This window comes from Mycobacterium neglectum, assembly GCF_002591975.1.
Taxonomy (GTDB): Bacteria; Actinomycetota; Actinomycetes; order Mycobacteriales; family Mycobacteriaceae; genus Mycobacterium; species Mycobacterium neglectum.
In genome coordinates this window covers 1-15,896 of the sequence record NZ_NVQE01000072.1, presented here as the reverse complement: position 1 = coordinate 15,896, position 15,896 = coordinate 1, and the positions used below count along the sequence as shown (strand labels likewise).

General features: G+C 60.0%; 8 protein-coding genes. All 8 read left to right on the top strand.

Annotated elements, in window-relative coordinates:
• Positions 1 to 137: 137 nt before the first annotated feature.
• Entirely contained in the window at positions 138 to 896 is a 759-nt protein-coding gene (locus CSQ99_RS29425) for a TnsA-like heteromeric transposase endonuclease subunit (protein WP_099042511.1), read from the top strand.
• Entirely contained in the window at positions 893 to 2,944 is a 2,052-nt protein-coding gene (locus CSQ99_RS29420; RefSeq protein WP_099042513.1) for a Mu transposase C-terminal domain-containing protein, read from the top strand. Before CSQ99_RS29425 ends, CSQ99_RS29420 begins: the two co-directional genes overlap by 4 nt.
• A gap of 2 nt (positions 2,945 to 2,946) precedes the next feature.
• On the top strand, positions 2,947 to 3,984 hold the full coding sequence (locus tag CSQ99_RS29415) for an ATP-binding protein (protein ID WP_099042510.1): 1,038 nt from the start codon (positions 2,947 to 2,949) through the stop codon (positions 3,982 to 3,984).
• Between the two features lie 131 nt (positions 3,985 to 4,115).
• A complete protein-coding gene (locus CSQ99_RS31110; RefSeq protein WP_245909155.1) occupies positions 4,116 to 4,826 on the top strand; it encodes a hypothetical protein in 711 nt (236 codons plus the stop codon).
• Positions 4,827 to 4,934: 108 nt separating this feature from the next.
• A complete protein-coding gene (locus CSQ99_RS29405) occupies positions 4,935 to 7,832 on the top strand; it encodes an SNF2-related protein (protein WP_099042509.1) in 2,898 nt (965 codons plus the stop codon).
• 58 nt (positions 7,833 to 7,890) lie between these two features.
• The gene (locus tag CSQ99_RS29400) at positions 7,891 to 9,825 is read left to right on the top strand and encodes a site-specific DNA-methyltransferase (RefSeq protein WP_099042508.1); all 1,935 of its coding nucleotides are present in this window, start codon (positions 7,891 to 7,893) and stop codon (positions 9,823 to 9,825) included.
• Complete coding sequence (locus CSQ99_RS29395; protein ID WP_176561285.1) at positions 9,825 to 12,806, top strand: restriction endonuclease; 2,982 nt, start codon at positions 9,825 to 9,827, stop codon at positions 12,804 to 12,806. The genes CSQ99_RS29400 and CSQ99_RS29395 overlap by 1 nt, the downstream gene beginning before the upstream one ends.
• 106 nt (positions 12,807 to 12,912) lie before the next feature.
• On the top strand, positions 12,913 to 15,753 hold the full coding sequence (locus CSQ99_RS29390; protein ID WP_099042506.1) for a TrlF family AAA-like ATPase: 2,841 nt from the start codon (positions 12,913 to 12,915) through the stop codon (positions 15,751 to 15,753).
• Positions 15,754 to 15,896 lie beyond the last annotated feature (143 nt).

Sequence of the window (15,896 nt, the reverse complement as noted above, 5' to 3'; positions counted from 1 at the left end):
TGTCCTGTCTCGGTATATCTGGCGGGTTTCGCATTTGACCTGGCGGTTTTCGGTGTGTCACGCATATCTCAGTGAATCTGGCGGCTAATGTCGTACCCCGGCCGTAGTCTCACCTGCGATGACCGAAGGAGGTCGGGATGGCAGCTCCACGCCTGCGTTCCCTGCCACGGAACGTCACGGACGTGACGCGAGTGTTGGCGTGCGTGGGCGGCTTCGTTCAGAACTTGCCTGTGTCACCCCACGTCGTCGGGTCACTGCGACTTGAGCGCACGACCCCGATCCGCGAGTTCTTCTCCTGGCCGGGCAAGCGAAACTACGAAGGCCTGTATTGGTCGAGCACGAATCGCCGTCACGTCGACTTCGAGTCGCTCCTCGAACGTGAGTATCTCCTGGCGGCTGACAACGCACCCGACGTCATCGCAATCGCAGCACAGCCCCTCGCACTGCTTTGGCCCCGGGACACACAAGGCAACCGCGACCACGTACCAGACTTCTTCGTTCGACTTGCCAACGGCGACGGTCGCCTGGTCGACGTACGCTCACCAAAAGGAGCCGAGAAGCACGCCGAGCAGTCCGCCCTGACACGCAAAGTCTGCGACGAAATCGGCTGGCACTACGAGGTCTTCACCGGGTTACCTCCCGAGCTCGCCCACAACCTGCGCTGGCTTGCCGGATATCGGCAGGGCCGCAATGCTCCCCCGGCGGTGGTCCAAGAGTCGATCAAGCACTGTTTCGCGACTCCGGTGCCACTTGGGGTTGGTCTTGGCGTAGCCAGCGCGCGCACAGGACGGAGCGTCGAACTCACCACCGCAAATGTGCTGCACCTGATATGGCGCAGAAAGCTGTCCGCGGACCTGACCCGACCGCTCTCGATGTCCAGCGAGGTGTGGGCATGAAGGCGGTACGGCTCTTCGACTTGCTGAGTTACGACGGACAGACATGGCAGGTCGTCGCGCAGGATGGGCCGCAACTGGCGCTGAAAGAACTAGTTTCGGGCCGGATCCGGAAGATCGGCGTGGCGGAACTCCTCGGCGACGAGAGCTTCCTTCCTGACGTCCCCGACCGCCTACCTCGACTTGATTCGGCCGCAGTGCTAGAGACGTTGGATTCTGTTGCCCGCGAACGCGTACTGTTCCTTCGCCGCCACATTATTGAAGTGCTAACCGGTAGGCTCCCCGCGGAGCTCGACGGGCTCGATGAACATTCGTCGATGCCAATACGCCGTGAGTACGACTCGAAACTTCCACTGAAGGACCGCCTTGCCGCGAAGGTATCCGAGTTGGAGGCAGCCAAAACCCCTGTCGGACACAGGAGTCTGGAACGGTATATCAAGGCATACCGACAGGACGGTGTGGCCGGGTTGGTCGACGGACGGATGCAGCGCCAGTCCTCACCTACCGGACGGATTGACCCGGCAGTGGTTTCCCTGCTCGAAGACGCGGTAAAGGGGCAAACAAATGCCTCGACCGGAACCCGCTCCCGCGTCATCAAGCAGGTCAGCTTGGAAGCCGCCCAGCTCGGCCTCCCGCTGCCTTCACGGTCCACCCTGTATCGCGCGGTGGAGAACCTCGAGAAGTCTCGGCATCCATTCGGCAATGCGACAACTCGGCGCACACAAGCAAACCGTCCAGACCGCACATGGGGTCGTCAAGCTCCGTCACGGCCAGGCGAACTGACCGAAGTCGACAGCACACCGATGGACCTGATGGTCATATATCCGGACGGGTCGGCGGGACGCGTGGATCTCACGCTGATGCTCGACGTCGCCACCCGGACATTGTGCTCGGCGATTCTGAGGCCGGTGGCCACCAAAAGCGTTGACGCGGCAGTGCTTCTCGCGCGAGCGCTGACTCCCCTCCCGATGCAACCCGGCTGGAGCCGATCGGTGAGTTTCTCGCGTTCAATTCTCCCGGCCGGGATGATCGAAGGCAACGAGGAGATTCGGGCCAGCGTGGCCGCCAAGCCTCTTATCGTCCCCGAGTCGATCACCGTCGACCGAGGCAAGGTGTACGTCGGATCGACGTTTCTCAATGCGTGTGAACGCCTGCAGATCAGCGTCACCAAGGCCGCTCCCCGCACTCCCACCGACAAGCCCCATGTGGAGCGAGTTTTCGCCGCTATAAACAGCGGCTTCACCCAATACCTCGCAGGCTACGTCGGACCGAACGTCGTCAAGCGCGGCACGGCTCCCGATTCGGAAGCGATGTGGACACTAGCCGAGCTGCAGAATCTTCTTGACCTCTGGATCGTCGCAGTCTGGCAGAACAAGCCACACCCTGGATTACGTCATCCGGCAATGCCGAAGAAGGATCTCACGCCCAACGAGGCGTACTCGGCATTGGCCTCAGTCGCGCCGACCGTCAACGTTGCCCTTGATCGAGACGATTACATCGGCCTGCTGCCCGTGACCTACCGGACGATCCAGGGCTACGGCATCAACTTCGAGAGCTTGCACTACGACCATCCCGCCCTACATCCCTACCGTGGGGTCAAGAGCGGTTTACCGCTGCCGGCAAACGGCGGATGGGAAGTTCGGTACGACCCATATCGGCTGCAGTCCATCTTCGTTCGTGACCATTTCCGGGGCGAGTGGATCGAGGCTGAGTGGAGCCTCGCGAAGCAGGCGCTGGCGCCGTTCTCCCTCGACGTCCTTCGAGCTGCGCGCAAGGCAGTGCAGAAGCGGGGCGAGAGCCCCACCGGTGTTGATGTCCTTGCCGAGATCAGCCGTATCCAAACCGGTGGTGCCCGCACGGTAAAGGAACAACGAGCCGCCAAACGTGACAGCGTGAACAGACCGGTCGTGCCGCCGCTATCCCCCACCGCCGAGCAGACTGATCCAGACGGGGCGGAAGAACCCCTGGCCAGCGTCTCCGCGATCAAAGCGGCCGGTGACACCTCGCGGCGTCGGGCAGCTCGCCGCATCGACGACGATGACGAGGACTAGCCGTGGCCGTACCTGATTCGCTGACTGCATGGCGGGAGTTCGTCAACCGCCGAAATGTCGAGCCCGAACACCTCGATATGAAGCAGATCAGCGGCCTCTCCCCTGCCGAGAAAGAGTCCTACGATCAGCAACGATTTGCCTGGTTAGGGGCGGATGTCGTACTGGAAACCCCAGATACAGAGGCGCTGACACACCAGACTCGCATACTGATGGCGAGGAACTCCGCGGAGTCGGCCACCGCGCGGCGTGGTCTCGCTATCACCGGGTCTGCCGGCCGCGGGAAGTCAACGGCCGCTTTGCTTATAGGTCGTCGTTACGAGCGGGTGATGCGTGCCAAATTCAACCGCTACGACGACGGCTTCGCCCCTGTGGTCTACACCGTGGTCCCACCTGGGACCACCCCGAAGATGATGATGCTGGCATTCGCTAACTTCCTCGGCCTACTGGTCCCGAATAAGTCGACCGCGCAAGACCTTACAGAGCAAATAGTGGGGGTGATGCGGAACCTGTCAGTGTCGTTGGTACTCGTGGACGAGGTGCATAACCTCAAGACCAACCATCAGGCTGGTAGCGAAGCCGCGTCGGCGTTGAAGGTCTTCTCCGAGAGACTCGACGCGACGTTCATCTACACCGGCATCGACCTCCTTCAAGCCGACTTGTTCGCCGGGCACATGGGTCGCCAACTGAAAGGCCGGATGGCCGTCCACCAGATGCGGAAGTACGAGTACGGAACAAAGGCGCAACGGGACAAGTGGACTGAACTGGTCCTCGGTGTCGAAGCCCTTCTACCACTCGGACGCCATGCCGCCGGATCTCTCGAAACTGAGGCGACCTACCTCTACGACCGCACCGGAGGTTCGATCGGGTCACTTCGAGCCTTACTGAACGACTCAGCAATCGCGGCAATTCTCAGCGGCGAGGAGCTAGTCAATAGGAAGCTGCTCGATATGACGTCTACCGATTTTGCGGCTGAGGAGGCTGCTGCGCGGACGGTGGCCGAGGAGAGGGCGACCCCAGTGCCGTTGAAGAGGGCCGAATGAGAATCGCTCCCCTCCCAGTTCGCACGCGTCGATATCACGGCGAGAGCCTGGACTCTTACATCCGGCGCCACGCTGCCCGAAACCACTGCAGGCCCTCCGATATCGACCGCGCATTGCGCGAGCGCGGTGCCGTGAAATCCAAGAACCGGCGTGATCCCGCTCGCCTCCAGGCATGGCTGGATCTTGCTGGCATATCGGCCGAGCGCTTCACGGCTCCTGACTATGTCCTCGATCAGGAAGTCACCGAGCGCATTTTGTGCCTTCGCTGCACCAGTGGCGAGCCCGCCCGAGGGAAACTCACCGGCATCGGGCTAGTTTGTGCACGGCACAGGCGATGGTTGGGCTCCCCGCAGATTGATCTGCACGGCTACTCCCCCGCTGTCGCCGCGGAAAGGCACTTTCGGCGGCACCTTGCTGCTCGGGATGTCCTGCACGATTCCCTGCCCATGCTGATTGGTCGAGAATGTGCCAGCCCGGCCATCATCGGTGCTAGCGAGATCGACCGCCGCAGAAATGAATTCGGCATCGGGGCCGTCGATGCGCTGACCTATCCTGAGCACGTCAAGATCGCTCGACTGCTGTGCTTGCCCGGATTTCTCTGCGCAGCAACTGATCCTGACACCGATTCAGCTTGGCGCAGCTCGCTGGTCGCACGAGAAGTCGAGAAGATCATTCCCGCTCGCGACGATGCAGACTCGTGGCGAGCAACCAACCGGGTGTGGACGACGATTTCGCATCTGACCGCACGCCGGCGAGACGCCCGCATCTACGGAGTGCCAATGCGCGACACGTACTACAGCATCCTGCGATTTATTCAGGAGCCTGTAGAGGTCCAACCATGAGCACCTCGTTTGAGGCGAACAGCTTGCGGGGTGCGGCGCGAGCGCAGACTGCTGTGCCCAATCGCCCTTTTCAGAGTTTGCTGACGATCGTTGGGTCAGGAGGAATCGATGACCCGTCGCCTCACTGACCATCAAGCCAAGTACTACGCGCACGAGTTGCAGCGCAGCTACGCGAACGAGCACGTCGGCAAACTCGCCGGCCTGCTCTTCGATGCACAGGTGGAGCCCAAGCCGCACCAGATCGACGCCGCCTTGTTCGCGTTGCAGACCCCGTACCTGCCCGGCGTGATCCTCGCTGATGAGGTGGGCCTCGGGAAGACGATCGAAGCGGGCATCGTCATCTCGCAGTACTGGGCGGAGCGTCGTCGCAGCATCCTGATCGTTGCGCCGTCGAGCTTGCGGCAGCAATGGCAACAGGAGTTGTACGAGAAGTTCTTGATCCCGTCTGCGATCCTCGATCCCAAGTCGAAGGACGCACTAATCGACCAGGCAGGTGGCCGCTCGTCGCAAGTGCTGATCTGCTCCTACGAGTTCGCGCTCCGCCACGAGACCTCCCTGCTCAAGGCGTGGGATCTCGTGGTCGCGGATGAGGCGCACCGGCTGCGGAACTACTGGACGGGCAAGACCAAGGCCGCGGAAGCAGTGGCGCATATCGTGCAGGGCGCCCACAAGACCGTGCTGCTCACGGCGACACCGCTGCAGAACAAGCTTGAGGAACTGTACGGGCTGGTGTCGATCTTCGACCCTGGCTACTTCTACTCGCTCGACGCGTTTCGGGAGCGGTATGTCAAGAACCGCGACATCGGTGGCGATGACGACCTCGTTGAGCGTGTCGCGATGGTCTCGAAGCGCACGCTCCGGCGCGACGCGGACAAGTACATCCACTTCACCAAGCGGCTACCGCTGACGGTCGAGTTCACGCCGTCCGCTGACGAGGTGTGCCTTTATGACCTGGTGAACGATTACTTGCAGCGTGACGAGCTATTCGCCTTCGCCGGGTCGCAGCGTCACCTCTCCGCCCTGATCATCCGCAAGCGCCTCGGATCATCAACTTACGCCGTCGCCAGCACGCTTGAGAATATCGCGAACCGCCTGGCGGATGAGGTCGCAGCCGGGCAGCGCCGCGACGGACGTGGCGGCCTAGTGGCGGCGGACTTCGCTGTCGATGATGAGATCACCAGCGAGGAGCAGGAAGAGGCCGAGGAGATCGAGGCCAAGCCTGGCTCCAGCGCTTCGTCGATGCCGCTGGGTGAGTCGCTTCTGCAGGCGATGAGGGCCGAGGTTGCTGAGCTGCGGGGGTATGCAGCGCTTGCTCGCTCGATCACGGAGAACCAGAAGGCGGTCAAGCTCGGCGAAGCGCTTGACCTTGGCTTCGAGCGGCTTCGCGAGCTGGGCGCTCCCGAGAAGGCGATCATCTTCACCGACTCGACCAAGACGCAGGAGTACATTGCGCGCTCCCTCCGAGAAGCTAGTCGCGGTGATGGGCTCGTGCTGTTCAACGGTTCGAACAACTTGCCTGAGCAGACGGCGATCTACCAAGCCTGGCTCAAGGCCAACCAGGACGGCGACTTGATTACCGGCATCGCTGCTGTGGACCGACGCAAGGCACTCGTCGATTACTTCCGCACCGACGGCACGATCATGATCGCGACTGAGGCTGCAGCTGAGGGCATTAACCTGCAGTTCTGCTCGATGCTCGTCAATTACGACCTACCCTGGAACCCACAACGCGTGGAGCAGCGCATCGGCCGCGTGCACCGATTCGGGCAGAAGCACAACGTCGTGGTTGTGAACTTCTCAAACAAGGGCAACATCGCCGAGCAGCGCATCCTGGAACTGCTGACGAATAAGTTCCAGCTGTTCTCCAGCGTCTTCGGCGCGAGCGACGAAGTGCTCGGCGCGATCGAGGATGGCCTGGACTTCGAGAAGACGATCAGCGACATCCTCACCCGTTGCAAGACTGCCGAGGAGCTGGATGCCGCATTCAGGAACCTTGAGGGCCAGTACGCGAGCGAGATCTCCCGCGAGATGGCCAGCGCCAAGGCCAAGGTCTTCGACAACCTCGACCCGCACGTGCAGGACCGCCTCAAGGCGTATGACACGCAGTCCGTCGAGGTGCTGAACAAGTTCGAGCACCTGCTGCTCGCGGTGACACGACACGAGCTGGATCGGTTCGCTACTTTCGAAGGCGACGGGCGCACCTTCGTACTGAACGAGTCGCCCGTAGGGGACGCGCCGACAGGACGCTACTTCTTCAAGTCGCAGCCGCTCGACAACGCCCACCAGTACCGCTACGCGAGCCCGCTCGGCCAGCACGTCGTCAATACCTCGAAGACTCACTACACCCCGGCACGTGAGCTGAGGTTCTCACTCGGTCAGTCGGAGCGCGTCAGCAGCGCAATTCGAGCACTTGAGGGCACCAGCGGTGAGCTGGCCGTCAGCCTTGCGACCTTCCGCATGAAGGCACGCGACGAAGATGTCTCAGAGTCCTACATGATCGCCGGCGCCTTAACCGACGCCGGGCGCTGGCTCGACGAGGAGTACGTCGCGGACATCCTTGACTTGACCTGCATCGAGGTCGGTGAGCAGGCCGTGGTGATCGACGAGAACCGCTTCACGCCGCACCTCGACGCGCGCCGGGCTGAGCTGGAGAAGGAGGTCCAGGGCCGCAACTCCCGCTACTACGACGAGCAGGAGGAGCTGCTCTACCGCAACCAGCAGGACCGCAAGGCCGAGCACGAGGGCGCGATCCGTAACTACCGAGCCAAGGAGAAGGAAGCCCGCAAGTTGGCGCGGCAGGCCGACGATCCAATGGAACAGCTGCGGCTCAAAAAGGAAGCGCGAAAATGGGAGATACGCGCCGAGCAAGCCGATGAGGACTTTCGTGAGGCACGCAAGAAGCTCCGCGCTGAGGCCGACAACTACCTCGAACTTATCGAGCAGTCGCTCCAAGGAACCCAGGACACGGAGCACCTCTTCACGATTCGTTGGCGGATAGCCAAATAGACCAGCGGCATTCGCGTACCCGAAGCAATCGCTGCAAACATGAAAGAGAATCGCCTGAATGAATGACGAGATCTACGAAACACCACCCACCACTCCGAACTTCCAGACGGAGCTCGCCGCTCAGCTTGCCGATTTGATTCCCGAGGTCATCGCCGACGGCAAGGTTGACGTTGCGAAACTCAAGGAACTGCTCGACGGTGACGCGGCCGACACCAGTGAGCGCTACGGTCTGTTCTGGCCAGGCAAGAAGCGTGCGCTGCGCGCCGCGCAGGAGCCGACAGCGGCGACGCTGAAACCTGACTTCGAGAACTCGAAGGAGTGGGACACCACCAAGAACGTCTTCATTGAGGGTGACAACCTCGAGGTGCTCAAGATCCTGCAAAAGCATTACCACGCCAAAATCAAACTGATTTACATCGATCCCCCATATAACACCGGCAAGGACTTCGTTTACCCGGACAACTACAAGGAGGGACTTGAGACCTACCTGGAGTGGACGCGCCAGGTCAACGAAGAGGGAAAAAAGGTCTCGACCAACGCTGAGACCGAGGGCCGCTACCACTCCAACTGGCTCAACATGATGTATCCGCGACTCAAGCTTGCGCGCAATCTTTTGACTCACGACGGCGTGATCTTCATCTCGATCGATGACAACGAGCAAACGAACCTAAAGAAGCTTTGCGATGAAATATTTGGCGAGAACAACTTCTTGGCGCAGGTGATAATTCAATCCAACAAGCGGGGTCAGACGTACAAAGAGATTGCTAAGTGCCATGAATATTTGCTGGTCTATTACAAATCAGAAGATGGTTCACTCGGTGAGCTAGAAAAGGCTGACAGGTCACTTCCGTACACTGACAAACATGGGGGCTATGACCTATGGGAGTTACGAAACAGAAATCCCAAATTTGGACGACACAACAGGCCGAACCTTTTCTACCCAATTTATGTGGATGCCAACAGCGTTGCAGAAGACGGACTGGCCCTTATTTCGCTAAACCAAACCGATGAATTCAATGTCGAGGTGTTCCCGCGCAACAGCGAGGGTGGTGATAGTTGTTGGCGGTGGGGGAAAGAGAAGTTACTAAGGGAAGGGATTGATGGTAATCCAAGAGCGGCGTGGGCGAAGCAAAAACGGGACGGCGGTTGGAATATCTATGAAAAGTCTAGGAAGAGTACAACGAAAGCTAAGTCAATATGGACTGATACTAAATTTATTAGCGAGCAGGGAACGGTTGAAGCGGGCAAAATCGGGATGGGAGGTATTTTAGAGTTTCCCAAACCGATGGAGCTGATCAGACAGTGTGTGTTCTTAGCGACAGATAAAGACGACATCGTCTTGGACTTCTTCGCTGGATCAGGGACGACAGCTCATGCGGTTTTGGCCCAGAATATGGAGGATGGCTTGGCCAGACAGTTCATCTGTGTGCAGTTGCCAGAGCCGACCCCGGAGAAGTCTGAGGCGCGCCAGCAGGACTACATGACCATCTCGGACATAGCGCGTCGCCGCATCCAGCTCGCCGGAGACGCAATTAAGGCCGAACTGAGGGGGCAATCAGTTGATGTTGGTTTCAAGTCCTACAGCCTCACGGACACGAACTTCTCAAAGTGGCAGCTCTCCAGCGATGTAGAGAAGGACGCGCTCCAGCAGCACCTGCTGAGTCTCCGCGACAGCGCGACTGACGACGCGACGACCGATGAGCTGCTGACCGAGATCCTGCTCAAGCAGGGCTATTCGCTGACCGAGACTGTCGCGGCGGCCGCGGTGGATGGACTCGATGTCCGACTCGTTCGTGACCGTGACGGCGACGTCGCGGTGCTCGCGTACTTGAACGAGCACATCAAACCGACGCTCGATCAGCTCCGCGCCCTTGTCGACGCGTCCCCGACTCGAATCATTGTTCTCGAAGATGCCTTCCAGGGCGATGACGAACTCAAGACCAACTTGGTCCAGCTCGCAAAGAGCAAGGGCATTGAGCTCTGGACGACGTGATGAGCGGGTCAGGGTTTCAGTTCGACGCCAGTCAGCCCTACCAGCTGGGTGCGATCGCGTCCGTGGTCGACCTGTTCGACGGGCAGCCAAAGGACGCAGAGAAGCTTGTCACGACGTTACGCGGCGCAGCGGCGCTGCCTGACTCGGATCAAGCGGAGCTCGAAATTGACCTAGCGCAAGAGATCGGTGCAGTTGGCAACAGCCTCGTGCTCGACCGCGACCTAATCCTCGCGAACCTGCAGCGTGTGCAGGATCGGAACGGCCTCGAGGTTGCAACCAAGCTCTATGAAGAAGCGCTTGACTTCGACATTGAGATGGAGACGGGTACCGGCAAGACCTACGTGTACTTGCGCACGATCTTCGACCTGGCCGTCAGATACAACTTCACCAAATTCGTGATCCTCGTGCCTAGCGTTGCGATCCGGGAGGGTGTGAGCACGAGCGTCCGGCTAATGCAGGAGCATTTCAAAAAGCTCTACACGCCGCAGGGCATCACCTTCGATGCTTCGATCTACAGCGGCAAGAGCGCCGAGGAAGTGCAGCCGTTCGCGACGTCGACGAACGTGCAGATCCTGATCATGACGATCGACTCAATCCGCGGCAACGCGAACACGCGCATCATCCATCAAACCCGAGACAAGCTGAACGGCCTGCGGCCAATCGACTATCTGAAGGCGACTCATCCGGTCGTCATTATGGACGAGCCACAAAACATGGAGTCGCGGCTCTCGCAGTCAGCCGTAGGCGAACTGGCCCCCGTCTTCACGTTGCGCTACAGCGCGACCCACAAGAAGCAGCGCAATGTAGTCTACCGGCTAGACCCGGTCGACGCCCATGATCTGGGGCTGGTGAAGCAAATCGTCGTTGCTGAGGTTCAGCAGCAAGGCGCGGACGCGACGCCATACATCAAGCTCGTCGAGGTGAGGCGCGAGCCGTCCTGGTCGGCCCGGCTAGAGCTGTCCTGCCGCAGAGCCGACGGCCCGCTCGAGCGTCGCGTCGTGAGCGTGAAGCAGCACCAGGAACTATCGGACGCGCGCATCACCGGAAACCCGATCTACGAAGGCTGGCGCATCAACGAAATGAGCATCCAGCCCGCCTACGTCGACCTCACCACGCACGGCTTCCTCCATGAAGGCGAGACCATTGGCGCATCGACCGGCGCGATCTACAAGGAGATGATTCGCGAGACTATCCGCGAGCACCTGCGCAAGGAGTCGATGCTACGTACCAGGTGCATCAAGGTGCTCAGCCTCTTCTTCGTCGACAAGGTCGCCAGCTACCTGGGCGATGGAACCAACAACGATGATGCAAACGGCGACTTCGTGACCTGGTTCGATGAGGTTTTCATCGAGGAACGGGCTAGATCTGCGCGCTACCAGGAATTGCTCCCGCAGGCACCGAGCGAGCTTCGCCGCGCCTACTTCTCTCAGATCAAGCGCGGCAAGGCAACAACCTTCCAGGACTCGTCCGGTACGACGAAAGCCGATGACGATGCCTACGAACTCATCATGCAGCAGAAGGAGCGGCTGCTCGATGAGAACGAGCCGGTGCGGTTCATCTTCAGCCACTCCGCCCTACGTGAGGGCTGGGACAATCCGAATGTCTTCCAAATCTGCACCTTGCGCGAGATGGGGGCCGAAACTGAACGCCGTCAGACGCTCGGACGCGGCCTGCGTCTTCCTGTCGCGAAGACCGAGGACGGCTATGCGCGTGTCGCTGACCGTGGGATAGCGACGCTGACGGTGGTGGCGAACGAGTCTTACACGAAGTTCGCGGATGCGCTCCAGAAGGAGTACAAGGACGCCGGAGTCGAGATCGGCCGGGTACGCAAGGCTGAGTTCTCGAAAATCCCGTGGCAGGACGAGAACGGGGCCCTCACCGACGACCAGTTCGGCTACCAGCGCTCCCTCCTCGTATGGGAACACCTCAAGGGCAAAGGCTTCATCGACACGGAAGGCGCCGTCACCTCGAAGTTCCAGCCGAACCAGCTCGGCTTTAGCCTCGACCTACCGGTCGACACCGCCTGGGCTGAGGGGGTAATCATCGACTTAGTCGGACGCGCGCACATCGGCAAGTACGTCAAGCCGGTGAGCAAACGTCAACCGCGCGCGCTCAACAAACATCTCTATGCGACACCGGAATTCGAACAATTCTGGGAGACAATCAGCCAGAAGACGACCTACCGTGTGCGCATCAACCGCGACAAGATCGTCGAGAACGCGATCGCCGCGATCAGGAGTTCTCCTGATATCGAGGCGCTGCGCATCCAGGTCACCCGGGCCGGCGTCAAAGTGCTTCGAGGAGGCGCCAAGGGCGAGGAACTCGGCACGCGTTCAGCTGATCTCAAAGGCAGCTACGACCTGCCCGACATCATCACGGAACTACAGGAGGAGACATCCCTGACCCGTAAGACCATCGTCGACATCCTGATCGGCAGCGGCCGGCTAGGCGAGTTCATTGGCAACCCAAACGATTTCATCGCAATGACAAAGCGTGCGCTGCAAAGTGAGCTGGCCAAGATTGTGGTCGAGGGAATCCAGTACGAGAAAATCGCAGGCTCGATCTACGAGCTTCGCGAGCTTCAGAAAGATGGATTGGAAGAGAAGGAGCGCTTCCTCGATCAGATGTACAGGGTGAAGCACACCCAGAAGACCGACTTCGACTATGTGGTCTTGGACTCCGATGTCGAGCGCCAGTTCGCCGAGCTGCTTGACTCACGCGAGGACATCAAGCTATTCATGAAGCTCCCTTCAAAGTTCAAGATCGACACTCCGGTCGGCCCGTACAACCCCGATTGGGCGATCATCAAGCACGAAGAAGGCGAAGACCGGATCTACATGATCCGTGAAACCAAGAGCACCCTCGATGATTCGAAGCTTCGTCCCTCCGAGTCGGCCAAGATCAAGGCCGCCAAGCAACACTTCGAGGCCATAGGCGTCGACGACTATGCGCGTGCAGTACCGGGAGCGTGGAAGCTGTGAGGCTGATTTCTGCTCAGCTGCTCACATCACTCCATGCCAAACTGCTGCGGGCGCTTGGGGTTGTCGACAGCGACAGTCCGAAGCCAGGAAGGGCAAGTCTGTAGTCATGGCTACCGAGTCCACTAGAGCAATCGAGTTGGCCGACAACGGCGGCCATTTTTATCGTGCAGATTTCCAGGTCCATACCCCGCGCGATACGCAGTGGGACGGACATCGCCCCGCGGTAGCTGAGCGTGACGCTTGGGCAGCTTCATTCGTTTCGGCGGCCCGCTCGAATGGCCTCAACGCGGTCGCCATCTCGGATCATCACGACTTTGCCCTCTTCCCGTTCATCAAGAAAGCCGCTGCGGCAGAGCAGACTTCGGAGAGCACCCCGGTGCCGCTCCGCGAACAATTGACGGTGTTTCCCGCCCTCGAACTGACGCTGAGTGTGCCGTGCCAGGCGATTCTCATCCTCGACGCAGACTTTCCGGAGGATCGCCTTAACGACGTCTTGAAGGCACTTCATTTCGATCCGATCGACGCGAGGCTCGATACCCTCCCTCAGACCGTGGTGCTGCCCGACTCGGGCGACCTCAACGACGTCCACGCGAAACTGGACAAGAACGACTGGCTTCGCGGGCGGTACATCATCCTGCCGAACGTCACCCCAGACGGCCACAAGACGCTCTTGAGGCAGTCGTTCCAGGCAAAGTACCGCGACATGGTTGCTGTTGGCGGATACCTCGATAAGCCGATCACCGAGCTGGATCGGCAGAAGTACGCCGGCGAGAAGCGGATTCTTGAGGGCGGAGATGCCAACTGGGGCTTTAAACGCCTCGCGCTATTCCAGACTTCCGACGCCAGAAAAGCCGATTTCTCCACTCTTGGACAGCATGCAACCTGGGTCAAGTGGGCAAAACCTACGGCCGAGGCGATCCGTCAGGCATGTTTGGCGCACCAGTCTCGAATCTCACATGTAGCCCCGGCAATGCCAAATGTGTGGGTCTCACGTGTCGTGGTGTCGAACAGCAAGTTCATGGGTCGCGTGGACGTCGCGCTCAACCCGCAGTACACCGCGCTTATCGGTGGACGTGGTACTGGCAAATCGACGGTGCTCGACTACCTCCGCTGGGCGCTATGCGACCAGCCGGCCCGGGCTACTGAGGACGACGAGGTCGCAGATCCGCGGGTGCGTCAGCGCAAGCTTGTTGAGGCAACTCTCAAGCCTTACGACGCCCACGTCGAGGTGCACTGCGTGATCAATGGGATTACACACGTCGTTCGTCGAAACGCGAGTGATGGGCTGATCCAGCTCAAGGTTGGAGAAGGCCAGTTCGAAAAGGCTACAGAGGCAGCCATTCAGAGTCTTCTGCCGATACAGGCGTATAGCCAGAAACAGTTAAGCAGCGTCTCCATCCGAGTCGATGAACTTCTGCGATTCGTTACCTCGCCTATCCAACGTGAGCTCGCAGAGATCGGTCGAAAGCGACAAGAGGTAGTCGGCCGACTACGCGAGAACTACGGCACCCTCCAGCGCCATCGAGATCTGTCTGCCGAAATCGAACGAGGTGACCTACGTCTCCGGTCGCTGGCTGAACAGGCGCAGTCGCTGCGCGACGGCCTCGCAGGCATATCCGAAGTGGATCGTCAGATCCTTGACGGCAAGGCTGGACACGACGACCTGCGGTCAGCTCGAACTGGCTGGCTTCAGCATGTCGAAGTTGCCCACGAAAGCCTCACCGACCTCGCTACTTCCCTGGACTCATCCCTAAGTGACCTTGCGCTGCCGGCATCAGCGCCTGCGAGTCTCTCCGTCGAAGCGAACGCGCTCCTTACCGCTACGCGCGACGCCCTGGCTCGGTTGCGGTCGACAATCAGTGGACTCGAGACTGACTTCCGGACGCTGATGGAAGCGGGCGGTGCGGTCACAGTGCCCTCCGAGGCATTGGCGGCCAAGCTGACTGCGTATGACGAGGCGTACAGGGCAGTGAAGGAGAGGTCCTCCGCACATGAGGCCAAGTTGGCGGAACTCGCCAACCTCGAGGAGCAACAGCGTACGTCTCGCGAGCTTGTCCAACGCCAGCGCACCGACCGGGACGCGCTCGGCAAACCAGGCGACAAACACAACGAGTTCCGTGCTGAACTGGCTGCAGCGCGGAAGGAACGGACGAGCGCCCTAAAAGCGGAATGTGATGCGCTCGCAACGTCTTCGGATGGCTTGATCCGCGCGACGTTGTCGGCGAGCCGCGGGTTTGATGCGGCTCAGACCAAGTTCAAGGCGCTGATCGCGGGCTCGAACGTACGCGCCAGCAAAGTCGATACCTTCTTCGATGAGCTCGCAAAGGAGTCAGACCCCACGGCGAGGTGGGAGACCGTGCTCGAGGAACTTGAGTCACTGACCTTGCTCGAACCGGACGCTGAGATCAGCTCGGAACAGACGCCCACGCTGACCAGGCTCGGCTTCACCGTCGCTGACCAGAAGCGGTTCACTCCGAAGCTCACTCCCGACGGCTGGCTCGATCTCTCGCTGGCTGAGTTGTCTGATCTTCCAGACTTCGAGTATCGCGCGAAGGAAGGCGAGTACATCCCGTTCGACTCCGCGTCGGCTGGCCAGCAGGCCTCGGCGCTACTGAGGACGCTGCTCTCGCAAAGCGGTACGCCGCTCATCATTGACCAGCCCGAGGACGACCTCGACAGTGACACCGTGCAGCAGATCGTCTCCAAGATCTGGCTATCCAAGAATCGACGTCAGCTGGTTTTTTCCAGCCACAACGCGAACTTGGTTGTCAACGGCGATGCCGATTTGGTCTTGGTCTGCGCCTATCTGACCGCGGGCGATCAATCAGCCGGCCATATCAAGGAACAAGGTGCCATCGATGTGGCGGCGGTACGGGGTCAGATCACGACGGTTATGGAAGGCGGTGAGCCGGCCTTCCGTCTTCGCAAGGAGAAGTACGGCTTCTGAACAATTGCGCTCCCCAGACAGCCCCCGCCGCACGTTCAGGCGGATCTGAACCGCCAACCAAATTGCGACTCACGACCAACAGTCCGTCTCACTTAAATTGGCGGTTACCAGTTAGTGCCCGCCAACTAAATTGAGACCGAACA

What these genes read in the sequence shown, in the direction of transcription:
- CSQ99_RS29390 (WP_099042506.1), top strand. Translation starts at nt 12,913, where the DNA reads ATGGCTACCGAGTCCACTAGAGCAATCGAGTTGGCCGACAACGGCGGC.
- CSQ99_RS29395 (WP_176561285.1), top strand. Translation starts at nt 9,825, where the DNA reads ATGAGCGGGTCAGGGTTTCAGTTCGACGCCAGTCAGCCCTACCAGCTG.
- CSQ99_RS29405 (WP_099042509.1), top strand. Translation starts at nt 4,935, where the DNA reads ATGACCCGTCGCCTCACTGACCATCAAGCCAAGTACTACGCGCACGAG.
- CSQ99_RS29420 (WP_099042513.1), top strand. Translation starts at nt 893, where the DNA reads ATGAAGGCGGTACGGCTCTTCGACTTGCTGAGTTACGACGGACAGACA.
- CSQ99_RS29400 (WP_099042508.1), top strand. Translation starts at nt 7,891, where the DNA reads ATGAATGACGAGATCTACGAAACACCACCCACCACTCCGAACTTCCAG.
- CSQ99_RS29425 (WP_099042511.1), top strand. Translation starts at nt 138, where the DNA reads ATGGCAGCTCCACGCCTGCGTTCCCTGCCACGGAACGTCACGGACGTG.